The 23,494-nt window shown below is 53.4% G+C and carries 20 protein-coding genes; 7 read left to right on the forward strand and 13 right to left on the reverse strand.

The window, feature by feature from the left end; all coding sequences use genetic code 11:
* Positions 1-20 precede the first annotated feature (20 nt).
* The gene (gene dapD / locus ACK8NJ_RS19025) at positions 21-845 is read left to right on the forward strand and encodes a 2,3,4,5-tetrahydropyridine-2,6-dicarboxylate N-succinyltransferase (RefSeq protein ID WP_001186663.1); all 825 of its coding nucleotides are present in this window, start codon (positions 21-23) and stop codon (positions 843-845) included.
* Positions 846-1,158: 313 nt separating this feature from the next.
* Positions 1,159-1,545, forward strand: a complete 387-nt coding sequence (locus tag ACK8NJ_RS19030) for a DUF3461 family protein (RefSeq protein ID WP_000272188.1) — start codon at positions 1,159-1,161, stop codon at positions 1,543-1,545.
* A 53-nt stretch (positions 1,546-1,598) separates the two neighbouring features.
* On the opposite strand, the gene cdaR is transcribed toward ACK8NJ_RS19030, so the two are convergent.
* The 3 genes from cdaR to dgt all read right to left on the reverse strand — a co-directional run bounded on the left by cdaR (position 1,599) and on the right by dgt (position 5,982).
* Positions 1,599-2,756 carry a DNA-binding transcriptional regulator CdaR gene (gene cdaR, locus ACK8NJ_RS19035; RefSeq protein WP_000929439.1) on the reverse strand — a complete coding sequence of 386 codons (1,158 nt, stop codon included), beginning with the start codon at positions 2,754-2,756 and terminating at the stop codon, positions 1,599-1,601.
* A gap of 154 nt (positions 2,757-2,910) precedes the next feature.
* Entirely contained in the window at positions 2,911-4,335 is a 1,425-nt protein-coding gene (gene degP / locus ACK8NJ_RS19040) for a serine endoprotease DegP (RefSeq protein ID WP_000753946.1), read from the reverse strand.
* A gap of 129 nt (positions 4,336-4,464) precedes the next feature.
* Positions 4,465-5,982 (reverse strand): dGTPase, encoded by a 1,518-nt coding sequence (gene dgt, locus ACK8NJ_RS19045; protein WP_000057068.1) that lies wholly within the window; start codon positions 5,980-5,982, stop codon positions 4,465-4,467.
* Between the two features lie 83 nt (positions 5,983-6,065).
* Here dgt and mtnN point away from each other — a divergent pair, with 83 nt between their 5' ends.
* From mtnN to ACK8NJ_RS19060, 3 genes are read left to right on the forward strand one after another with little or no spacing between them, the layout of a single operon-like run.
* Positions 6,066-6,764: a 5'-methylthioadenosine/S-adenosylhomocysteine nucleosidase gene (mtnN, locus tag ACK8NJ_RS19050; RefSeq protein ID WP_000689844.1), complete on the forward strand. Its 699-nt coding sequence runs from the start codon at positions 6,066-6,068 to the stop codon at positions 6,762-6,764.
* Positions 6,757-7,557 (forward strand): vitamin B12 ABC transporter substrate-binding protein BtuF, encoded by an 801-nt coding sequence (gene btuF / locus ACK8NJ_RS19055; protein WP_001129927.1) that lies wholly within the window; start codon positions 6,757-6,759, stop codon positions 7,555-7,557. Before mtnN ends, btuF begins: the two co-directional genes overlap by 8 nt.
* 37 nt (positions 7,558-7,594) lie before the next feature.
* The gene (locus ACK8NJ_RS19060) at positions 7,595-8,218 is read left to right on the forward strand and encodes a TRIC cation channel family protein (protein WP_000964221.1); all 624 of its coding nucleotides are present in this window, start codon (positions 7,595-7,597) and stop codon (positions 8,216-8,218) included.
* A gap of 46 nt (positions 8,219-8,264) precedes the next feature.
* Here ACK8NJ_RS19060 and erpA read toward each other — a convergent pair whose 3' ends face one another.
* The 4 genes from erpA to yadX are packed head-to-tail and all read right to left on the reverse strand — an operon-like array spanning position 8,265 to position 10,171.
* A complete protein-coding gene (gene erpA, locus ACK8NJ_RS19065) occupies positions 8,265-8,609 on the reverse strand; it encodes an iron-sulfur cluster insertion protein ErpA (RefSeq protein WP_001295564.1) in 345 nt (114 codons plus the stop codon).
* The gene (gene yadW / locus ACK8NJ_RS19070) at positions 8,602-8,667 is read right to left on the reverse strand and encodes a small protein YadW (protein WP_120795373.1); all 66 of its coding nucleotides are present in this window, start codon (positions 8,665-8,667) and stop codon (positions 8,602-8,604) included. The genes erpA and yadW overlap by 8 nt, the downstream gene beginning before the upstream one ends.
* A gap of 23 nt (positions 8,668-8,690) precedes the next feature.
* The gene (gene clcA / locus ACK8NJ_RS19075) at positions 8,691-10,112 is read right to left on the reverse strand and encodes a H(+)/Cl(-) exchange transporter ClcA (protein ID WP_000845394.1); all 1,422 of its coding nucleotides are present in this window, start codon (positions 10,110-10,112) and stop codon (positions 8,691-8,693) included.
* Between the two features lie 11 nt (positions 10,113-10,123).
* Entirely contained in the window at positions 10,124-10,171 is a 48-nt protein-coding gene (gene yadX / locus ACK8NJ_RS19080; RefSeq protein WP_211180485.1) for a protein YadX, read from the reverse strand.
* A 165-nt stretch (positions 10,172-10,336) separates the two neighbouring features.
* On the opposite strand from yadX, the gene hemL reads away from it, so the two are divergent.
* A complete protein-coding gene (gene hemL / locus ACK8NJ_RS19085) occupies positions 10,337-11,617 on the forward strand; it encodes a glutamate-1-semialdehyde 2,1-aminomutase (protein ID WP_000045291.1) in 1,281 nt (426 codons plus the stop codon).
* 34 nt (positions 11,618-11,651) lie between these two features.
* On the opposite strand, the gene fhuB is transcribed toward hemL, so the two are convergent.
* From fhuB to hrpB, 6 genes are all read right to left on the reverse strand, one after another.
* A complete protein-coding gene (gene fhuB, locus ACK8NJ_RS19090) occupies positions 11,652-13,634 on the reverse strand; it encodes a Fe(3+)-hydroxamate ABC transporter permease FhuB (protein WP_409023533.1) in 1,983 nt (660 codons plus the stop codon).
* Positions 13,631-14,521 carry a Fe(3+)-hydroxamate ABC transporter substrate-binding protein FhuD gene (fhuD, locus tag ACK8NJ_RS19095; RefSeq protein WP_001308368.1) on the reverse strand — a complete coding sequence of 297 codons (891 nt, stop codon included), beginning with the start codon at positions 14,519-14,521 and terminating at the stop codon, positions 13,631-13,633. The genes fhuB and fhuD overlap by 4 nt, the downstream gene beginning before the upstream one ends.
* Positions 14,521-15,318, reverse strand: a complete 798-nt coding sequence (fhuC, locus tag ACK8NJ_RS19100) for a Fe3+-hydroxamate ABC transporter ATP-binding protein FhuC (RefSeq protein WP_062875652.1) — start codon at positions 15,316-15,318, stop codon at positions 14,521-14,523. Before fhuC ends, fhuD begins: the two co-directional genes overlap by 1 nt.
* A 50-nt stretch (positions 15,319-15,368) precedes the next feature.
* Complete coding sequence (gene fhuA, locus ACK8NJ_RS19105; RefSeq protein ID WP_000124416.1) at positions 15,369-17,612, reverse strand: ferrichrome porin FhuA; 2,244 nt, start codon at positions 17,610-17,612, stop codon at positions 15,369-15,371.
* Positions 17,613-17,831: 219 nt separating this feature from the next.
* Complete coding sequence (mrcB, locus tag ACK8NJ_RS19110) at positions 17,832-20,363, reverse strand: bifunctional glycosyl transferase/transpeptidase (RefSeq protein ID WP_000918206.1); 2,532 nt, start codon at positions 20,361-20,363, stop codon at positions 17,832-17,834.
* A 93-nt stretch (positions 20,364-20,456) separates the two neighbouring features.
* The gene (hrpB, locus tag ACK8NJ_RS19115) at positions 20,457-22,886 is read right to left on the reverse strand and encodes an ATP-dependent helicase HrpB (RefSeq protein WP_328180799.1); all 2,430 of its coding nucleotides are present in this window, start codon (positions 22,884-22,886) and stop codon (positions 20,457-20,459) included.
* A 73-nt stretch (positions 22,887-22,959) separates the two neighbouring features.
* Here hrpB and thpR point away from each other — a divergent pair, with 73 nt between their 5' ends.
* Positions 22,960-23,490, forward strand: coding sequence for an RNA 2',3'-cyclic phosphodiesterase (gene thpR / locus ACK8NJ_RS19120; protein WP_001294686.1), 531 nt, complete (start codon positions 22,960-22,962; stop codon positions 23,488-23,490).
* Positions 23,491-23,494 lie beyond the last annotated feature (4 nt).

Here is a 23,494-nt window from a genome sequence, read left to right on the forward strand (position 1 = left end):
GATATGAAAAGAGTTTAACAATGCAGCAGTTACAGAACATTATTGAAACCGCTTTTGAACGCCGTGCCGAGATCACGCCAGCCAATGCAGACACCGTTACCCGCGAAGCGGTAAATCAGGTGATCTCCCTGCTGGATTCCGGCGCACTGCGTGTAGCGGAAAAAATTGACGGTCAGTGGGTGACGCATCAGTGGTTGAAAAAAGCGGTGCTGCTCTCTTTCCGTATTAATGATAATCAGGTGATCGAAGGGGCAGAAAGCCGCTACTTTGATAAAGTGCCGATGAAATTCGCCAATTACGATGAAGCGCGTTTCCAGAAAGAAGGCTTCCGCGTTGTACCACCAGCGGCGGTACGTCAGGGTGCGTTCATTGCCCGTAACACCGTGCTGATGCCGTCTTACGTCAACATCGGCGCATATGTTGATGAAGGCACCATGGTTGATACCTGGGCGACCGTCGGTTCCTGTGCGCAGATTGGTAAAAACGTCCATCTTTCCGGTGGCGTAGGTATCGGCGGCGTACTGGAGCCATTACAGGCGAACCCGACCATTATTGAAGATAACTGCTTCATTGGCGCACGTTCTGAAGTGGTTGAAGGCGTAATTGTCGAAGAAGGTTCCGTCATCTCTATGGGCGTATACATCGGTCAAAGCACCCGTATTTACGACCGTGAAACCGGCGAAATCCACTACGGTCGCGTTCCGGCGGGGTCTGTGGTTGTTTCAGGTAATCTGCCGTCGAAAGATGGCAAATACAGCCTCTACTGTGCGGTTATCGTTAAGAAAGTTGACGCGAAAACTCGCGGCAAAGTCGGCATTAACGAACTGTTGCGTACCATCGACTAAAAGTATGCACACGGGCAGCACGACGCTGCCCGATTGCTTTCTGGTTCAGAATAATTCGTCCTACTCATTCTTCCTCCCCCTTTTTTAAATACTTTTTCATCTTGTTTCGGACTGTCATGTAATTCGCAAAACGAAGATAAATGTGCTAATCCATCCCATGGAATATCGCCACAATAAAGTAGGTAATTTTTTGATTTTTACGCCATGATAGAAGTCTGGAAGAAAAAGGCTTTCTGCGATCACAGTCGAGCCGGGCGGGCCAGGCCAAATGCTAAAATAAGCACAATTTACTGACTCATTTTGAGGTAACGCTATGTACGACAATCTGAAAAGTCTGGGTATTACCAATCCTGAAGAAATTGATCGTTACAGCCTCCGGCAGGAAGCCAACAACGATATTCTGAAAATCTATTTCCAGAAAGACAAAGGCGAGTTTTTCGCCAAGAGCGTGAAATTTAAATATCCGCGTCAGCGTAAAACGGTCGTCGCCGATGGTGTGGGTCAGGGTTATAAAGAAGTGCAGGAGATTAGCCCTAATCTTCGCTATATCATTGATGAGTTAGATCAAATCTGCCAGCGTGACCGCAGCGAAGTTGATCTTAAGCGTAAGATCCTCGACGACTTACGTCATCTGGAGTCAGTAGTAACCAATAAGATCAGCGAGATTGAAGCCGATCTGGAAAAACTGACGCGTAAATAATGCCATTCTTTGAGCCGGGTAAAGTCTCACCCGGCTGTAATTTTGTAATCGACCTACCGCTCTTCATCCAGTTGCAACGCGACATACAGCAGCAACCTGTCATCAAAATTGCCCAAATCAAGCCCGGTCAGTTCCGATATACGATTAAGCCGATACTCCAGAGTATTACGATGAATAAACAGCGCCTTTGACGTAGCCAGCGGTTGCACATTGTGGCGAAACCACGCCGCCAGCGTTCGTCGCAGCAAGCCGTTATTGTCCATCGCTTTCAGCCGCGCCAGCGGTCGCGCCAGTTCGTTGGCCTGCCAGTCGCCACGCAAACTGTCGAGTAACACAGGCAACATCAGATCCTGATAAAAATAGCAGCGACTTTCTGGCATTCGCTGTTTACCCACCACCATCGTCGTTTTCGCCGTACGATAAGAGCGGGCAATACTGCCCGGTCCGGTAAAATAGTTACCCAGCGAAACGCGAAAACGCAGCTGGCCGTACTCTTTCATGCGGGTAATCAGTTGTTCAACTCGCTTACGATGATCTTCTGCATCCCAGCGCCCAAAAGAGTTCAACGCCGGTTTCAACACCACCATTTCGGTCAGCGAAACAATTGCCACCAGATTATTACGCTCAGGCGTAGTCAGCGCGTTTTGCAGTTGCTGTAACTCCGCCATTGCGCTGTCCACGCCAAGCTGACCGCTGTCGACCTCAACAATAGCCACCACTCGCGGTTGATTGAGATCGATCCCCAGCCGTTGCGCCCATTCAGTAAGTGCGGGGGTATTCTCCTCAGCCTGAATCAGGTTCATCACCAGTTCTTCCCGCAAACGGCTATCCTGCGCCAACAGGTGCATCAACCGCGACTGTTCCAGCATCATTTCAGCCGTCATGCAGACCAGTTCGCCATATTTACGCAGGTTCTCTGGTTCACCAGTCAGGCCAATTACGCCGACAATTTCACCTTCCAGCCGTAACGGTAGATTAATCCCTTGCCGCACACCGTGCAGATGACGTGCCACCGCGTCATCGATATCGACGACTCGTCCCTGTGAAAGTACCAGCAATGCACCTTCGTGCAATTCACCAATACGCTCACGATCGCCGCTGCCGATAATTCGCCCGCGGGCATCCATTACGTTGATATTGGTATCGATGATGCGCATGGTACGTGCCACGATATCCTGCGCCATTTTGGTATCAAGATGCCAGCCAGCCATAAGTCCTCCGTTATGCACGGCTTAGCATAAGGAAGTACGTAACGTACGGCATTGTGCAAATGCCCAAAGGATGATGAAGATGTATGGAGTTGTGGCGAAGTTCACAGATTGTAAGGAGAACCCCTTCCCGTATTCAGGAAGGGGTTGAGGGAGATTACTGCATTAACAGGTAGATGGTGCTGTCGCCGCGCTGAATGTTCAGTGCCAGCACAGACGGTTTGCTGTCGAGAACTTTACGCAGTTCAGCGATGTTTTTCACTGCCTGCTGGTTCGCGCCAATAATCACATCACCTTTTTTCAGGCCGATCTGCGCGGCCGGAGTGCCCGTTTTCACGTTGTTCACTACCACGCCCTGATCTTTGCCTTTGTTGCTCATCTCAGCGCCTTCAATGCCGTTGAAGATGGAGCTGGAATCAACCTGATTCTGGCTGCTCTGCTGCAGTTCCAGGTTCACGTTAACCTGCTTACCGTCACGCAGTAAGCCCAGGGTCAGTTTGCTGCCCACCGGCATAGTACCCACCTGAGCACGCAGGGCGGCAAAGCTGCTGATCGGCTTACCGTTCAGTGAGGTGATCACATCACCCGCTTTAATGCCCGCTTTTGCAGCGGAGGAGTTAGGCAGAACCTGGCTTACGAAAGCACCGCGCTGGGCGTCAACTTTCATCGCTTTCGCCAGTTCGGAGTTCAGCTCAGTCCCCATAATACCCAGCTCACCGCGTTTCACCTGGCCGTATTCCACCATCTGCGAGGTCAGGTTTTTCACCATGTTACTCGGGATAGCAAAACCGATACCGATGTTGCCGCCGTCCGGTGCGAGGATCGCGGTGTTGATACCGATCAGTTCGCCGTTCAGGTTAACCAACGCACCACCGGAGTTGCCACGGTTGATCGCTGCATCGGTCTGGATGAAGTTTTCGTAGTTTTCAGCATTCAGGCCGCTACGCCCCAGCGCAGAGACAATCCCGGAAGTTACCGTCTCGCCCAGACCAAATGGGTTACCAATCGCTACGGTGTAATCACCCACGCGCAGTGCATCAGAATCCGCCATCTTAATTGCGGTCAGGTTTTTCGGGTTCTGGATCTGGATCAGCGCGATATCAGAGCGCGGATCTTTGCCAACCATCTTCGCGTCGAACTTACGACCATCGCTCAGCTGGACTTTAATCACCGTCGCGTTATCAACAACGTGGTTGTTGGTGACGACATAGCCTTTATCGGCATCAATGATGACGCCGGAACCCAGCGCCATGAATTTCTGTTGCTGGCCGCCGCCATTACCGCCCTGGCCCCCCTGACAGAACGGAGAGCTCTGGAACGGAGAACCTTCCTGGCAGAACGGAGAATCATCACCGAAGAACTGCTGGAAATTACGCGGCATACGCGGCGTATTAACGGTTGTGCTACCTTCTACGTTAATGCTGACCACTGAAGGCATCACCTTTTCGAGCATCGGTGCAAGGCTTGGCATCTGCTGGGCTGTCGTTGCTGAAGAAGTCTCAGCCGCCGTTGCAGAGAGCGGAGATAACGCCAAACCTAAACTCAGAGCCAGTGCACTCAGTGCTAATGTGGTTTTTTTCATGTATTTCAGTCTCGATTAACAGATAACGCAAAATTGCTGTGTTCTTCAGATTCGTTTTATAGCGCGAAGTTCCGAACTAAAGTTTCTGCAAAAGGTAAAAATTTATTGTTCGTCTTTACAAAAGCCTGGTTATTGTTCTACGGCCATCAGACGTCGGTATTCATCCCAGGCATAGAGGTCGGTCATACCGCTGATATAATCCTGCAGCAGGCGGCAACGGTAATAATATTCCCATAGCGGAAACTCAGGAGAATCTGACGGTAATTTACTGACAGCCTCGACATAGGCCAGCCGATGGCGCGTCGAGAGTTTGTTGAATAAGCGCGATTCAATAGGGAAACGTTTCACCCGTTCTTTTTCTACCAGTTCAGTAAAGTCTGATAACGACAGGCTTAATAAAGGACGATAAATCTCTAATAATCCGCTAATGACCCGATAGCCCTGCAATTCAAGCTGCTCGACATCTGGATGGCTAAACACATGTTTTACAGCGACATTTTTATATAGCTTAAGAAGATCGCTGCATTCGCTGGCATCTTCCAATAATGCATGATTAAACGTTCCGGCGAAAATCGCAGGCAGATTATCAATAAATCGTTGTGCCGCGTAGGGTACCAGTTTATTTAGGGTGTTTACCCGTAAATACATAAAAAACTGATCTTCCGTACTGCGGCTTAAACTATTTGAGCGTGATTTTTCCCAGGCATTTTCAACCACCAGCGAAAAGAGCGAACCTTTCTCATGCTGGCCCCACGCCTCGTGCAAATGATGATAAAGCTGCTCAACGGTAAATATTCTTTTCTCTACCGCATCTTCAAGATCTGCCACACAATAGGAGATGTCGTCGGCAGCTTCCATAATCCACGTTAATGGAAAACGACTGTAAAGCGCCAAATTAAGTTCTTTACGCAACCGGGCAATATAGGCTTCCTCAGAAAGATAATAACCCGGCTTTTTCATTAAATAGTGATGTGTCTCAGGCGTTTCACCACGCCACCACGCCGGACGAGTATATTTTAAAATACCGCCAACCTGTGCCCAGGTGAGATTCATCCGCATCAATGTATGCACCAGACGAATGCCTTGTGCATTCCCCTCAAAATGACATAAGTCCTGACGTATTTTGCGCCGCAGCTCGTTAAGCGGTTCTTCCCCGTCCCGTAAACGTAGTGCCGCCACGCTGCAGCGATCGTCAGTCAAAGGCTGGCTTTCGGCATCTTCCGGGTGCAAACGTTGGCGAAACCAGTCATTTATCGCTGCTTCGCCAAAATGACCAAACGGCGGATTGCCGATATCGTGCATCAGGCATGACATCTCAACAATGCTTTCAAAAGGTCCGGTCAGTTCATCCAGGCCGTATGCTTCCAGCAATTTAAGCTCTTTCAGGCGGCTTAAAATCTCTTTAGCGATGTAGCGCCCCACCTGCTGGACTTCCATCGAGTGGGTAAGACGCGTGCGCACGGCGGCATTGCGCTCCAGTGGAAAAACCTGGGTCTTTTGTTGCAGACGACGAATTGCCGGAGAGTTGATGATACGCCCGCGATCGCTCTCGAAGATCCGCAGGATCTCATGTTCGGTTTTAACGCCCTGTGGTGAACGGTAACGACGATGCCAGTTTATTTTTTTTCGGAAATCAATCTGTGCCATGTCCTCTCCCGCGTGAGAAATACGCTTCCCCGTAAGCGCATGGTAAACTATGCCTTCAAATCGGGCTTATCGCGAGTAAATCTATGAAAATCGGCATCATTGGTGCAATGGAAGAAGAAGTTACGCTGCTGCGTGACAAAATCGAAAACCGTCAAACTATCAGTCTGGGCGGTTGCGAAATCTATACCGGCCAACTGAATGGAACCGAGGTTGCGCTTCTGAAATCGGGCATCGGTAAAGTCGCTGCGGCGCTGGGTGCCACTCTGCTGTTGGAACACTGCAAGCCAGATGTGATTATTAACACCGGTTCTGCCGGTGGCCTGGCACCAACGCTGAAAGTGGGCGATATCGTTGTCTCGGACGAAGCGCGTTATCACGACGCGGATGTCACGGCATTTGGTTATGAATACGGCCAGTTACCAGGCTGCCCGGCAGGCTTTAAAGCTGACGATAAACTGATCGCTGCCGCTGAGGCCTGCATTGCCGAACTGAATCTTAACGCTGTACGTGGCCTGATTGTTAGCGGCGACGCATTCATCAACGGTTCTGTTGGTCTGGCGAAAATCCGCCACAACTTCCCACAGGCCATTGCTGTAGAGATGGAAGCGACGGCAATCGCCCATGTCTGCCACAATTTCAACGTCCCGTTTGTCGTAGTACGCGCCATCTCCGACGTGGCCGATCAACAGTCTCATCTTAGCTTCGATGAGTTCCTGGCTGTTGCCGCTAAACAGTCCAGCCTGATGGTTGAGTCACTGGTGCAGAAACTGGCACATGGCTAAGTCACTGTTCAGGGCGCTGGTCGCCCTGTCTTTTCTTGCGCCACTGTGGCTCAACGCCGCGCCGCGCGTCATCACGCTTTCTCCCGCCAACACTGAACTTGCCTTTGCCGCCGGGATCACGCCGGTTGGGGTCAGCAGCTATTCCGACTATCCTCCACAAGCGCAAAAGATTGAGCAGGTTTCCACCTGGCAGGGGATGAATCTGGAACGCATTGTCGCGCTGAAACCCGATCTGGTGATTGCCTGGCGTGGAGGTAATGCCGAGCGGCAGGTTGACCAGCTGGCTTCTCTGGGAATAAAAGTGATGTGGGTCGATGCGACAAGCATTGAACAAATTGCCAATGCGTTACGTCAACTGGCCCCCTGGAGTCCGCAACCAGACAAGGCCGAACAAGCCGCGCAATCCCTGCTGGACCAGTACGCGCAATTGAAAGCGCAATATGCTGATAAACCTAAAAAACGTGTTTTTCTGCAATTCGGCATTAATCCGCCATTTACCAGTGGAAAAGAGTCGATTCAAAACCAGGTACTCGAAGTTTGTGGCGGAGAAAACATCTTTAAAGACAGCCGGGTTCCCTGGCCGCAAGTTAGCCGCGAACAGGTGTTAGCACGCTCGCCACAGGCGATTGTCATTACAGGCGGACCGGACCAAATTCCTAAAATCAAACAATACTGGGGTGAACAGCTCAAAATTCCCGTTATTCCTCTCACGAGTGACTGGTTTGAACGTGCAAGCCCACGTATTATCCTCGCTGCACAACAGCTCTGTAATGCGCTTTCACAGGTAGATTAGCGCCTGACCTTTTCAGGTGCTCAGTGGGGATTGAACAATGCTCGTCTATTGGCTGGATATAGTCGGCACAGCGGTATTTGCCATCTCCGGCGTTTTGTTAGCCGGAAAATTGCGTATGGACCCTTTTGGTGTTCTGGTACTGGGCGTGGTAACCGCAGTAGGCGGCGGAACAATTCGCGACATGGCGTTGGATCACGGCCCGGTATTTTGGGTGAAAGATCCCACCGATCTGGTCGTTGCAATGGTCACCAGCATGCTGACCATCGTGCTGGTGCGCCAGCCAAGACGCTTACCAAAATGGATGTTGCCGGTGCTGGACGCCGTTGGTCTGGCGGTGTTTGTCGGCATTGGCGTGAATAAAGCCTTTAATGCGGAAGCCGGTCCGTTAATCGCGGTTTGTATGGGCGTCATTACTGGCGTTGGCGGCGGGATCATTCGTGATGTACTGGCCCGCGAAATCCCCATGATTTTACGTACAGAAATCTACGCAACAGCCTGTATTATCGGCGGTATTGTCCACGCTACGGCTTATTACACATTTTCCGTACCACTGGAAACAGCCAGTATGATGGGCATGGTCGTGACGCTATTGATTCGGCTGGCGGCTATTCGTTGGCATCTTAAGCTACCGACGTTTGCGCTGGATGAGAATGGGCGTTGAAGAGAGAAGATGTGCCGGATAGTTTATCCGGCACATGAACAACAGATTAGATGCTAAAGGAAGAACCGCAACCGCAGGTGCTTTTCGCGTTCGGGTTGGTCACGATGAAACGAGAACCTTCCAGACCTTCGGTATAGTCAACGGAACCGCCGACCAGATATTGCAGGCTCATCGGATCAACCACCAGGCCAACGCCCTGTTTTTCGATGGTCATATCGCCTTCGTTCACCTGATCATCAAAGGTGAAACCATACTGGAAGCCGCTGCAACCGCCACCGGTGATATACACGCGTAATTTCAGATTCGGGTTATCTTCGTCAGCGATCAGGCTTTTAACTTTGTTGGCTGCTGCGTCGGTAAACTCCAGCGGCAGTGCTACGTCATCACTCATATTTTGCTCCAAACGACATCGGCAATTGGGCAAATTCTAACCCAATAATAATCGCCATTATCTAATACCCTGGTATTTCGTTCAAGTATTCTCGCTGGCTGATGCGGCCTTGCTTCGCGCCAGTTGCTCAGCTTCCTGTTTTGCCAGCGTGCGCGCAAGAATCGCCGAGTATAGCGGTTTCCCGCCGGTAAATTGCGCTAATAGTGTTGCGCCAAGACCGGTAATAATCATTGGCAAAATGAGCTGGTAGTTATCGGTCATCTCCAGAACCAGAATGATCCCCGTTAACGGCGCGCGAATAGATGCCGCCAGTAATGCCCCCATTCCGGCAATAGCAAATGTCCCCGCCTCAAGGTGATATTGCGGAAACAGCTCAACGGCAACCATTCCGAAAGCGGTTCCCAGCACAGTACCCAGCGCCAGCATAGGGGCAAAAATACCGCCCGGCGCGCCGGAAGAGAAACAGAGTAAGGTGGTAATGACCCGCGCGACGAAGATAAACACCAGCATTCCCATGCTGAAATTCCCTGCGGTAGCGATAGGAATCAGGTTAAAGCCGCCGCCCGACGTTGCTGGTGCCACAAACCCCAGCAATCCACACAGACCGCCAATTGCACCGCCCATCAGTACCCATTTGGTAATATTGCCGCCGTGCACACGGTGCAGCAAATCCTGCATCCCCAGCACCCATTTATTAAAAATAGGGCCGAAAATGCCAAAAATAATACCGAGGATCAGATAAAGCCACAGCGTATTAAGCGGCGCGTCAGAAAGTTTACCGACGTCAATCAATGCAACTTCATGATTAAAAATCCGGTACATAATGGTCGACATAATGACGCCAATAAATACCGCTTTAATCGAAATTAACGTATAGCGAAACTGCGGACGCATCTCTTCGATAATAAACAAAATACCCGCTAGCGGGGCGTTAAAGGCCGCCGCCAGACCCGCCGCCGCACCGGTTGCCAACAGCGTATGGCGAGCTTCATCACCTTTCAGGCGGAAAATATCAAGCACCATGCGACCGATATTGCCGCCGATCTGTACGGTTGGCCCTTCGCGCCCCAACACCATGCCTCCGCCGAGTGTCCCCAGCCCGCCAAAGAATTTCACCGGCAACACACGCCACCAGCGAACGGGACGTTGATCTTCCAGCGCCCCTTCAATTTCCGGGATCCCCGAACCACCTGCTTCCGGCGCGTATTTGCGCACCAAAAAGTAGCCGAACATCGCCAGCACCGCCGAACAGAGAAAAGCGACGGTTAACAGAAGCGGATAATTATCAGCAGTATGTACCAGCGCCCCCATACGCTGGTTCTGCAACCAGGCGACACCTTTGTCAAAAGCAACCGCAGCCAGCCCGACAAGCGTGCCGACGACTGCCGCCATAAACAAAATGGCTAACGGGGTTTTATCGCGCTCAAGAAGTTGGCGAATCAGTTGTCTGCGTCGCAGGCGCGCGGCCTGCGGTGTTTCTAAAGAGGGAGTATCAGTTTTCATCCAATGATCACTTATTGGTCATACAAATAAGATGACGGCATTTTACTCGCACGTTCCATGAAAATCCTTTGCAAAGCGTAATGTTTCAAATGCACAAAACTTTTATACTCTAAGAAATCAGGATTGCACCAGTACAAGCAGCCTGATGTTTGACGAGTATTTAACTTGTTATGAATAACATAGAATAGCAGCCATTCACTTTTTCTACGAATCAGGAACCCTCCATGAGTAAGTCTGAAAATCTTTACAGCGCAGCGCGCGAGCTGATCCCTGGCGGTGTGAACTCCCCTGTTCGCGCCTTTACTGGCGTGGGCGGCACTCCACTGTTTATCGAAAAAGCGGACGGCGCTTATCTGTACGATGTTGATGGCAAAGCCTATATCGATTATGTCGGTTCCTGGGGGCCGATGGTGCTGGGCCATAACCATCCGGCGATCCGCAATGCCGTGATTGAAGCCGCCGAGCGTGGTTTAAGCTTTGGTGCACCAACCGAAATGGAAGTGAAAATGGCGCAACTGGTGACCGAACTGGTCCCGACCATGGATATGGTGCGCATGGTGAACTCCGGCACTGAAGCGACCATGAGCGCCATCCGCCTGGCCCGTGGTTTTACCGGTCGCGACAAAATTATTAAATTTGAAGGTTGTTACCACGGTCACGCTGACTGCCTGCTGGTGAAAGCCGGTTCTGGCGCACTCACGTTAGGCCAGCCAAATTCGCCGGGCGTTCCGGCAGATTTCGCCAAACATACCTTAACCTGTACTTATAACGATCTGGCCTCTGTACGCGCCGCGTTTGAGCAATACCCGCAAGAGATTGCCTGTATTATCGTCGAGCCGGTGGCAGGCAATATGAACTGCGTTCCACCGCTGCCAGAGTTCCTGCCAGGTCTGCGCGCGCTGTGCGACGAATTTGGCGCGTTGCTGATCATCGATGAAGTGATGACCGGTTTCCGCGTAGCACTGGCTGGCGCACAGGATTATTACGGTGTGGAACCGGATCTCACCTGCCTCGGCAAAATCATCGGCGGTGGAATGCCGGTAGGCGCATTCGGTGGTCGTCGTGATGTAATGGATGCGCTGGCCCCGACCGGTCCGGTCTATCAGGCGGGTACGCTTTCCGGTAACCCGATTGCGATGGCTGCTGGTTTCGCCTGTCTGAATGAAGTCGCGCAGCCGGGCGTTCACGAAACGCTGGATGAGCTGACAACACGTCTGGCAGAAGGTCTGCTGGAAGCGGCAGAAGAAGCCGGAATTCCGCTGGTGGTAAACCACGTTGGCGGCATGTTCGGTATTTTCTTTACCGACGCCGAGTCCGTGACGTGCTATCAGGATGTGATGGCCTGTGACGTGGAACGCTTTAAGCGTTTCTTCCATATGATGCTGGACGAAGGTGTTTATCTGGCACCGTCAGCGTTTGAAGCGGGCTTTATGTCTGTGGCGCACAGCATGGAAGATATCAATAACACCATCGATGCTGCACGTCGGGTGTTTGCGAAGTTGTGATGATTTTGCCTCGCCCACCGGGCGAGGCATTCAATTAACGGCTCTGCTTTCTCAACAAATAGATAAAATATGGCGCGCCGATAAAGGTCGACAGCAGCCCCGCTGGGATCTGGAATGGAAACAGCACCATCCGCCCACACCAGTCAGCGAACACCAGCAGTAAACCACCCACCAGCGCCGAAATTACGATGTGTGGCATCGTCCGTCGAAAGCCCATCATCCGCGCAATATGCGGTGCCATTAAACCAACAAAACTCAACGGTCCAATAGTCATCGTCGCGGTCGCCGTCAGGCAAGCCGCTAATAGCAGCAGCGCAATTCGCGTCGGCGTCAGCGCCATTCCTACGGCTCGTGCGGTATCACCGCCCAGCGGTAAAATGGTCAGCCAGCGGCGGCACAGCGGGGTAATCGCCAGCAAAATTACCATCGCAATTCCCGTGCGCCAGACCTGCGCATCGGTCGCGTTGTAGGTCGAACCGGAAATCCAGGTCAGAACTTGCGCCATTCGCGGGTCACCACTTGCCTGCAACATCATCAAAAGCATGGTGAACGCGGTACTTAACGCCATCCCCGCCAGTAGCATGCGGTGTGGGGAAAATCCACCGCGGCCGGCGGCGATCATAATGATCAACAGCGTCACCGCCGCGCCGAGACTGCCTGCAGGTAACAGCCAGCCAAAGGCATTACCCGGCACCAGAAACAGCATCAACACCACGCCAAACGCCGCGCCGGAGCTAATCCCCAGCACTTCCGGGCTTGCCATCGGGTTGCCGGTCAGCCGCTGAATAATACAGCCCGCCACCGCCAGCATGACTCCCGCAAACAGCGCCGCCATAATTCGCGGCCAGCGCCAGGGCATCAAATCCTCGAGCAACGCCCCGCTCGCCCACGTCCAGCCGTGCGCATCACGGCCAAACGACAGCGCCACCACCACTGCCATCAACAGCAGCACGCCGCCCGCGAGGGCAAACGCCAGCACATGTTGGCGTTCAGCAGCGACACGATCGTTCACCTTCATATCCGGCGCGCTAATGCTGCGTAAACGCGGCAGCAGCCAAAGTAGCAGCGGCGCACCTATCAACGCAGTGACCGAACCGGTAGAAACTTCCATCCACACGCGAGTCAGCCAGAGGATGATTTGATCAGAAAGCCACAGAATTAACGCCCCAATCAGCGACGCCAGCATCAATCGTGGCAACAAACGCCGCGCCCCCAGCATTTTTGCCAGCAGCGGCGCGAACAACCCGATAAAGCCGATAATCCCCACCGCATTCACCAGCAGCGCACTGATGACTATCGCCAGCGTCAGCGCCGCCAGACGCGCGAGCGACAAGGCCAGCCCGAGATTGCGCGCCACGCCATCATCAAGCCCCATCAGGGTTAACGGACGAAGTAGCAGTAACGTCAGCATCACGCCGCCCAGCAGCTGCGGCCATAAACGCTCAACGCCGCCCCAGTCGGTTTGCGTCAGCGTTCCGGTGCTCCACAGGAACATGCTTTGTAGCTGGTCGTGATGGAAGATAACCAGTAACTGATTGATTGCCCCACAATAAAGGCTCACTACCAGCCCCGCGAGAATCAGCGTTACCGGCGACAGCCGTTTCCCCCACGCGACGCCAAAGACAATTAAGCCAACAACGCAAGCCCCTGCCAGCGCAGCAAACTGGCTCGCCATCGCGCCGGGGATCGCCCAGAGCGTAGTGACGGTAATCCCCAGTTGCGCGCCTGTTGCAACGCCCAACGTCGTCGGTTCCGCCAGCGGGTTACGCAGCACTTGCTGAAACAGCACGCCCACCAGCCCCAGGCCCGCGCCCACCAGCAGCGAAATCGCCAGACGCGGCAACAAGCTGTAGTGAAAAATCATCTGCTCGATGACGTCAATATCCGGCGACCAGGCGGCCTGCGCCCACTGGCTGCGCGGCAGCGCTTGCGAAAAGTTCATCCAGGTGAGCGCCGCTGCGACAATCACCAGCAGCGCCAGCAATAACGCCGGGAAAAGCGCAATTCGTTTACTCACGCTTTACCTCCGATGGCGTTATCCAGAATACGCACAAAGTGCATTGCCGAAAGCGTCGCGCCATAGAACCAGACCGCCGGAACGCGCTGAAAACGTCCTGCACGGACAAACGGCATGGCCTGCCACAGCGGGGTTGCCATTAGCGCATCCATGTCTTTGCTGTTGTCGTGATCAAAACAGAGCACATCAACGTCTTTATACGCTGCCAGACGATCGATACTGACGGCGGTACTGCCCCAGAAGTTGGTTTCCCCTTGCCAGGCATTTGGGATGCCGTACTCATCAAGAATTTCCTGGAACAAGCTGTTTGGACCGAAGACCAACATATGGCGCGGATCGATAAGCGTCGTCAGCAATAACGGGCGTGCACCACGCTTCACAAAGCGGGGTTTCATGCTGCGGATAAAGTCTTCATAGTGCGCTAAATGCGTTTCTGCTGCGCTTTGCAGGTTAAGTAAATCTGCCATTTCCGTCAGTGACTTACGCGCCATCGCCAGCGGCTGTTTGCCGTCGCTGAAGTTAAATCCGCGCCCAGGCGCAATGCGTGCCAGCATTTCTGGTGAAGGGCCATACCCTGCCGACCAGACCATAAACGACGGTTTCATTTCGGTCAGCAGTTCAAGGTTAGGTTCTGTACGCAAACCAACGTCAATCACTGAATCCGGCAATGGCGGTTCGCTGACCCACAGGCGATAGTTGATGGTATCCGCCACGCCGTAAGGCACGATGCCGAGCGCCAGCAGTAATTCCACCGGCAACCACTCCAGCGCCACAATACGATTGGGATCAATAGCCGCCGCGTGGGCGGTATTCATCTGCCATAACAACGGAGAAAGCGCCATCGCCGTTAACAGTCGACGGCGCGAAATAAGAGGTAAGCCGCTCATCAATAAACAAAACTCACAGGTGCAGCACCCGCCGGATGCGGCAAAATACCCATCGGGATGCCATAAATCATTTCGAGGGTTTCGCCGCGCATAATTTCCGCAGGCGTTCCCTGAGCAATCATTTCACCGCCGCGCAGGGCGACCAGATAATCACAGTAACGCGCAGCCATATTGATATCGTGCAGCACGGCAATGACCGTCAGGCCACGCTCCTGACTTAAACGATGCACCAGCGCCAGCACATCAACCTGGTGGGCGATATCCAGCGCCGAGGTCGGTTCGTCGAGCAACAGACAACGGCTATCCTGCGCCACCAGCATGGCGATCCACGCCCGCTGACGTTCGCCGCCAGAGAGACTATCGACCAGCCGATGCGCCAGCGGTTTTAAGCCAACCAGCGAGATAGCTTCCTCGACCTTTTCGCGATCTGCCGCAGCAAAGCGCCCCAGCGCGCCATGCCACGGGTAACGACCAATCGCCACCAGTTCACGCACGGTCATCCCTTCTGCCGGAGGAAGCTGCTGCGGCAAATAAGCCACTTTGCGGGCAAACGCTTTGCTGCTCCAGCTTTCCAGCGGTTGGGCATCAAGAAGAATCTCCCCTTCCGACGGTGGCTGGTGACGACCAAGCATTTTGAGCAGAGTGGATTTACCAGAACCGTTGTGACCAATCAGACCGGTCACTTTCCCGGCAGGAAAGGTTAACGACAGCGGATGCAAAAGCGTGCGCCCGGGCACACGAAAGGAGATATTACGCAGTGCAAAAGTGGTATCGGAATGATTCGTGTATTCCTGCATAACAGCCAACTTGTGAAACGGGCACGGAAATCCGTGCCCCAAAAGAGAAATTAGAAGCGGAAGGTTGCGGTTGCAACGACCTGACGTTCTGCGCCCCAGAAGCAGCCATAGGTGTTAAAGCAGCTGGCGACGTATTCACGATCGAACAGGTTGTTGACATGCAGCGCCACGTTGGAGCCAGCCATGCCGACTCGCGCCAGATCATAACGCACTAACGCATCCACAACCGTATAACTTCCCACTTTAAAGGAGTTAGCCGGATCACCATAGCTGGAGCCAGTATAACGACCACCGGTGCCCAGCGTCAGACCTGAAAGCGGACCGTCAAAGAAGGTATAGTCAGCCCACAGCGAAGCCATGTGTTTTGGAACCTGTGCAGGCGTATTGCCTTTATAGGTAGTATCGGTGGTGTATTCCGCATCGGTGTAAGTATAAGAACCGACTACGTTAACACTCGCCGACAGCGCCGCTTTCGCTTCGATTTCTACGCCACGAGCGCGGATCTCACCACCTTCAACCGAGAAGAAGGAACCCTCAGGGTCCGCCATCAGGTTGTTGGTTTTAGTGAGATTATACACTGCACCAGTAACTACAATCGGACGATCTTCCGGTACATATTTCACGCCGACTTCATACTGCTTACCTTTAGACGGTGCAAAAATATTACCATCCTTCCCAACTTGCGAAGAAGGTTCAAACGATTCGCTATAGCTGAAGTAAGGTGTTACACCATTATCAAACAGGTAGTTAACACCACCACGCCAGGTAAACTGTTTGTCATCACGTTTATCGGTCGTTCCCGCTACGCGGTTAAGAGATTCTTGATCTGCCCAGTCGTAACGACCGCCCAGGGTGACCAGCACTTTATCCCACTGCGCCTGATCCTGAACATAAACACCCGTTTGTTTCTGCTTATTCAGAATGCGGTAAGGACCGGAGTTTGCCGGATCTTTCGCATTGAAATCGAAATCGGTATTCACCGGATTGTACAGATCGAGCAGTGGCACAGAGTCGTCGTAACCAAACCAGGCGTTGATGTCATTACGCATACGCATAAAGTCGACACCGGTCAACAGGGTGTGGTCGATATCGCCAGTGGCAAACTTGCTCTGCAACTGGGTATCAACGGAGAAGTTTTGCAGCTTCTCATCATCAACGACGTATTTACGTGCCAGATAATGGCCTTTATCCGCTGGCGCTAATGCCGCACACTGTTTGCTGTAAGCATTCGCCGGATCGGAGCAGACGCCGTAACCATAAACGCTGTTTTGCGAAGTTTTGTTTTCAGCAAAGCGCAGGTTCTGACGCACAGTAAAGGTGTCGTTAAATTCGTGATCGAAGCTGTAGCCCACCATCTTCTCATTACGTGAATAGGTGTTGTTCTTCGCCCCTTCATTAAAGTCTGTCGGCAGACGCTTACCGTTCGGTAGCGGCTCAACAGTTCCCTCTTTCGGCAACCAGCCGTAATAACCGGTTTCCGGCTCGTTCTGGAAGTAAGAAAGGAAGGTGAAATTGGTTTTATCATCCGGACGCCAGGTGAACGCCGGTGCAATAGCATAACGCTGCTCTTCTGAGCCTTTCTGCTGGGCATTGGCAGAACGCGCAAGACCGGTCAGGCGATAAGAGTAAACACCGTCATCATCCAACGCATCGCTAAAGTCAAAACCAGTCTGGAACAGGCTGTCAGTACCGGCTTTAAACTGAACTTCTTTCAGCGGTTCGGTGGTCGGACGCTTGCTGACCATATTCAACAGACCGCCAGGACTGCTTTTACCGTAAAGCACGGAAACCGGGCCACGCATAATTTCAGCGCGTTCCAACATATACGGGTCAATGACCGCATCGTTATAGAAGTTGCCCTGCAACTTCAGGCCATTCAGATAGTTATTCTGGCTTTGGCCTTCTGCCGCAAAACCGCGAATGATCAGGTGGTCATAGGTGTTGGATGCGCCACGCGTACCAACAGAGACACCCGGCGTGTAGCTAAGCGCTTCTTTTACCGACTTCGGCTGATGCAGCGCCATCTCTTCGGCGGTCACAACAGAAATAGACTGTGGCACTTTTTGAATCGGCGTATCGGTTTTAGTGCCGGTAGCGGACTGTCGCGCCGCAATAGTTGCAGCAGGCCCCCATGCGCTTTCTTGCGGCGCAGGTGCAGCGGTAACGGTGATAGTGTCTTCTTTCGGTTCAACCGCTGCCTGTGCATAAACAGACATGCCGCTAACCGCTGTGGCTACTACAACTGCGATTTTACGCAGTGAGTGTTTTGGCTGAGCAGTTTTGGAACGCGCCATTGGTATATCTCTGATGTAAAGTGAATGATAACGTAAACGAGAATGATTATTATAAAGATAAGATAATATTCGAAACGCTGGCGGGTTCGCAAGCGGTACGCAATCTGAGCGTTCCTGAAGGGTTAATAAACAACCAGATGAAAAGAAAGGGTTAATACTTTAGGTGGGATGTTATTTTACCGGATGGCAACTCGCCATCCGGCATTTCACGCTTAGATGTTAATTACTACCAAACATATCCTTGATCCAACCAGCTACACCGTCGCTGTCTTTCTGCTCTTGCTGAGCAGGTTGCTGTTGCGGCTGTTGCTGCGGCTGAGAAGACTGATCAAACGGATTGCCTGACGGTTGCTGCTGCATCTCACTCTGCTGGCACAGCGATTGCGGATCGCTGGTCCAGACCGGCAAGACACGCATACCACCGCTGCAAACAAAGTTGCCGTCGTAGTCCACGCCCATATCTGCAATATCTTCTGGCGGAACAAGATTTAGCGGCGTTGGCGTCTGGTTAGCCAGATAACGCTGATAAATCGACATTGCCCCGCTGGCTCCATACAATTTGGTCGGTTGGTTGTTATCACGGCCTACCCAGGTGATGGTCACCGTACTGCCGTCAATGCCCGCAAACCAGGTATCTACGTTATTGTTGGTAGTCCCTGTTTTCCCTGCCAGATGCAGGTTCGGGTATTTCGCCCCAAGCTGACGCCCCGTACCACGTTGTACCACCTGCTGCATGGTCCATAGTGTCAGATACGCCGCCTGCGCCGGAACAGCGCGTTCCGCCTGCGGGAAGCTCTGATACAGCACTTTGCCATCTTCCGCAATTACCGAACGCAGCGCAGAAAGCGGTGCACGGTTACCACCGCTGGCGATGGTCTGGAATGCCTGCGCCACTTCGATTGGCGTTAAGTTCAACGCCCCCAGCAGCATCGCCGGAACCGGATGCAGCTGATCTTTCGGTACGCCCAGTTTGATCCAGGTCTCCGTAACCGCAGGCAGCCCCAGCGCCATCCCCAGATTTACCGTCGGCACGTTCATCGAACGGGTCAACGCATCCACCAGCATCACTCTGCCGCTTTCGCTATAACGACGGTCATCGTTCTGCGGTGACCAGACCTGGCCATTCGGCTGACGTAGCGCGATTGGCGCATCCGCAATCCACGTATTCAGACGATAGATTTTCGGCTGGCTTAAGGCCGTCAGATAAGTCGCTGGTTTTGCAAGAGAACCAATCGAACGACGCGCCTGCATCGCACGGTTGTAGCCCGCAAACTGCGGCTCAGAACCACCGACCATCGCACGAACTTCACCACTAAAGCGGTCGACGACCACAATCGCAGTTTCAAGATCGCTCAGCTTACGCTGTTTCTTCAGTGCCGGAATGCCTTCCACGGCGGCTTTTTCTGCCGCGTCCTGGGCCACCGAGTCAAAGGTAGTGAAGATCTTCACGCCGGAGAGATCTTTTACCTTATCGCCTAATTTCGCCTGCAGCTCCTGACGCACCAGTTGCATAAAGGCTGGCTGAGGAGAGATCACCCCACCGCGCGGCTGAACCCCCAGCGGACGTGCACTCAACATGTCATAGAGTTCTTGATCAATAATCTGTTGCTGTTGCAGCAGACGCAGTACCAGATTACGTCGCTCCAGCGCCAGTTTCGGGTTACGCCACGGATTGTAGATGGACGCCCCTTTCACCATACCCACCAACAGCGCCTGCTGGTCGAGGCTCAATTCTTCTACTGGGCGACCAAAGTAATACAAGCTCGCCAGCGGGAAGCCGCGGATTTCGTTGTCGCCGCTCTGACCGAGATACACCTCGTTCATATACAGCTCAAGAATACGGTCTTTGCTGTAACGCGCGTCCATGATCAGCGCCATGTAGGCTTCGTTCGCTTTACGCCAGTAAGAACGCTCGCTGGAGAGGAACAGGTTTTTCACCAGCTGTTGCGTCAGCGTACTCGCACCCTGCACCGTGCGTCCGGCTGTCAGGTTTGCCAGCACCGCACGCCCAATTGAGTAGAGACTGATCCCATCATGCTCGTAGAAATGGCGGTCTTCTGTCGCCAGCAAAGTATCCACCAGCAAATCAGGGAAACCACTGCGCGGCACAAACAGACGTTGCTCACCGTTTGGCGAGGAGATCATGGTGATCAGGCGCGGATCAAGACGGAAGAAACCAAACTGACGGTTGTTCTCCATATTGACGATGGTCGCCAGATGATCGCCATCAAAGGTCAGACGCGCACGCACCTGCCCTTCTTTACTGTCCGGGAAATCAAACGGACGGCGGATCATCTCAATGCTGTTGGCCTGCACGGTAAATTCGCCAGGACGGGTCATTTTCGACACCTGACGATACTGGGTCGCCTCCAGCAGCTTCACCATCTCGTTCTTGCTGATGGTCATGTCTGGCTCAAGGTTGACCATCCGGCCATAAACTGCCGCGGGCAGTTGCCAGACCTTACCATCAATACGGCTGCGAATTTTTTGATCGAGATAAACGCCGTAAATGGCGATCAGCACGGCAAAAACGATAGCCAGTTTTAGCAGCAGCCATAGCCAGCCGCGTTTGCCACGAGGCTTACGCCCTTTGCCTTTGCCCTTACCTTTGCGCGGCATCGGTTCTTCATCCTCATAGTCATCATAATCGTCGTAATCGTCATCTTCGTAACGACGACGGCTTACCTTTTGTTTGACCGGACGCGTCGGTTTCCCTTTGCGTCCAATTGGCTCGCGGTCATTCCCGGCCATGCTTTTTCTCCGCAATATTCAGGCGCAAAAGCCCGATTTTCTGTTCTTCTGTTGCAAGACAGAAGAAGATATCTCTCAAATTTGCTTTGGTCTTCACGAATACTTTTTCGTCCGTCGCGTCGGTGCCGTGTTTGCCGGGTCGTCCGGCCAGACGTGTTTGGGATAACGCCCTTTCATCTCCTTTTGCACCTCACGATACGCCCCTTTCCAGAAGGCCCCCAAATCACGCGTGATTTGCAGCGGCCTTTGGGCAGGGGAAAGCAACTCCAGCACCAGCGGCACGCGCCCCTGAGCGATCGTCGGATTGGTGGCCTCGCCAAACATCTCCTGCATTCTCACCGCCAGCGCGGGCGGGTTATCTTCATGATAACGAATGGCGATCCGGCTTCCCGTCGGCACAGTGTAATGCGCAGGCAATTCACTATCCAGACGTTGCTGCATTCCCCAATCAAGTAATCCGCGTAGTGCCTGATAAATGTCGAGTGATTTCAGGCCGCGTAGTGAATGCACGCCGCTCATATGCGGCAGTAGCCACGTTTCCAGCGTCGCCAACAAACTCTCATCATCAACCGCTGGCCAGTCATATTCCGGCAACCACTTTGCGGCGCATAACAAACGCAAGCGTAGCTGTTCCGCTTCCGCCGTCCAGTTGAGCACGCTTAAACCTTTATCACGAATGCCGTTAAGCATCGCCTGATGCAACTCGTCTTCCGAGGGTTTCGCCAGTGGCTGCACTTTCACCGTCAACTGACCGATTTGCAGCCGACGCCAGGCTTTCAGCGTACCTTGCGCGTCATCCCACTCCACAGTGTCAGACTGCTGTACCAGCTGCGGGCAGCGTTGTACTAACTCATCAATATCGACCGGCAGCGCCAGTAAAATCCGCGCATCCGGCGAGGCGCTGCCCTGCAATAATAACGGTGCGATCAACCATTCGTGGCGGCTTAGCGCATCGTCGGCATCGAGCATCGCCCCCATGCCGTTTGCCAGTTGATAGCGTCCATCTTGCCCACGGCGGCGAGCAATGCGATCGGCAAACGCCCCGGCAAGTAGCGGCGCGATAAGCGAACTGTCTGCCTCACCGCCGCGTACGTTTAAACGTTTTAACAGTTGCTGACTACGTTGCTGCCAGGCGGGTTGATTGCGCGAAAACGCCACGCCCAGGTCACAATTGCCCATCCGTGGCGGCTCTTCGAGAATAGCGGCAATTTTTGCCGCGGTAGCAGCTTCGTCGTCGCTCTTCGCGCTCACCAGCATTGCCGCTAAACGCGGATCGTTACCCAGCGCCGCCATTTTTTGCCCTTGCGCGCTTAGCCGTTCGCCATCCAGCGCCCCCAGCATCCGTAACAGGCGTTTCGCGGCCTGTAAATTCACTGCTGGCGGTTGATCCAGCCAGCTCATCTGCGCCGGATCGCTGCATCCCCATTGCAGTAATTCCATCAGCAAACCGGAAAGATCGCTTTGTAATATCTCCGGTTCACTTTGCGCGGCAGCGCGTTCTGCTTGTTCTTTGGCGATTAAATGCAGGCAGATACCCGGCTCCAGACGCCCGGCTCGCCCGGCACGCTGCGTCATGGATGCCTGACTAACGCGTTGAGTAATCAACCGCGTAAGCCCCGTGCGCGGATCAAAACGCGCCACACGCTCCTGGGCACAATCCACCACCAGACGAATACCTTCGATGGTTAAACTGGTTTCAGCAATATTGGTCGCCAGCACCACTTTGCGCATTCCTTGCGGTGCCGGAAGGATCGCTTTTCGCTGATCGTTCAGCGACAACGCGCCATACAGCGGGCAGAGCAACACATCACTGCCGATGCGCGAAGCCAGTTGTTCCTGCACGCGCTGAATTTCTCCGACGCCAGGTAAAAATAACAGTAATGATCCACTTTCCTGACGCAGCATTTCGGCGGTGGCTACCGCAACGGCTTCGTCAAAACGCTGATGAGCGGGCAGCGGTAAATATCGGCGTTCAACCGGAAACGAGCGCCCTTCTGAGATGACGACGGGCGCTTCTGGCAGCATTTGCTGCAAGCGATCGTTGTCCAGCGTAGCCGACATAATCAGCAGTTTAAGGTCATCACGCAGACCTTGTTGCACATCGAGTAACAGCGCCAACGCCAAATCCGCCTGCAAGCTGCGCTCATGAAACTCATCGAGGATCACCAATCCAACACCGCTCAGTTCCGGGTCACGCTGGATCATGCGCGTCAGCACTCCTTCGGTAACCACTTCCAGGCGGGTATTCGGCCCGACGCAGTTTTGCGCACGCATCCGGTAGCCAACGGTATCGCCTGGCTTTTCGTTAAGCAGCTCCGCCAGTCGTTGCGCAACGTTACGCGCCGCCAAACGACGCGGCTCCAACAGGATAATTTTCCCGTTAATGCCGGGATGCGCCAGCAGTTGCAGCGGCAGCCAGGTTGATTTCCCGGCCCCGGTCGGCGCACTTAATAACACCTGCGATGCACAATCGAGAGCGGTAAGTAATTCAGGTAAGACGGCAGCAACGGGCAACGACGACACAAAACGCTCCAGAGGGTTAACATTCTTCGCGGCACATTGTAGCATCGCGGTAATTCATAACCGAGTACCTCACATGTCTGAACCGCAACGGCTGTTCTTTGCTATCGACTTACCTGCAGAAATCCGCGAACAGATTATCCACTGGCGCGCCACACACTTCCCACCTGACGCGGGACGTCCGGTCGCCGCCGATAATTTGCATCTGACTCTGGCATTTTTAGGCGAAGTGAGCGCCGAGAAAGAGAAGGCGCTTTCTCTTTTAGCCGGGCGGATTCGTCAACCGGGTTTCACACTCACGCTTGATGACGCCGGTCAATGGCTGCGTTCGCGTGTGGTGTGGTTAGGGATGCGTCAGCCACCACGCGGCTTAATCCAGCTGGCGAATATGCTCCGTTCACAGGCTGCCCGCAGCGGTTGTTTTCAAAGCAATCGTCCGTTTCATCCACATATTACCTTATTGCGCGACGCCAGCGAGGCGGTGACAATCCCGCCGCCAGGTTTTAACTGGTCGTATGCGGTGACGGAGTTCACCCTTTACGCTTCCTCGTTTGCCCGTGGACGCACACGCTACACGCCGCTAAAACGCTGGGCGCTAACGCAATAACAAG

It is taken from the genome of Escherichia sp. F1, from assembly GCF_046764225.1.
In the GTDB taxonomy this organism is placed as follows: Bacteria; Pseudomonadota; Gammaproteobacteria; order Enterobacterales; family Enterobacteriaceae; genus Escherichia; species Escherichia coli.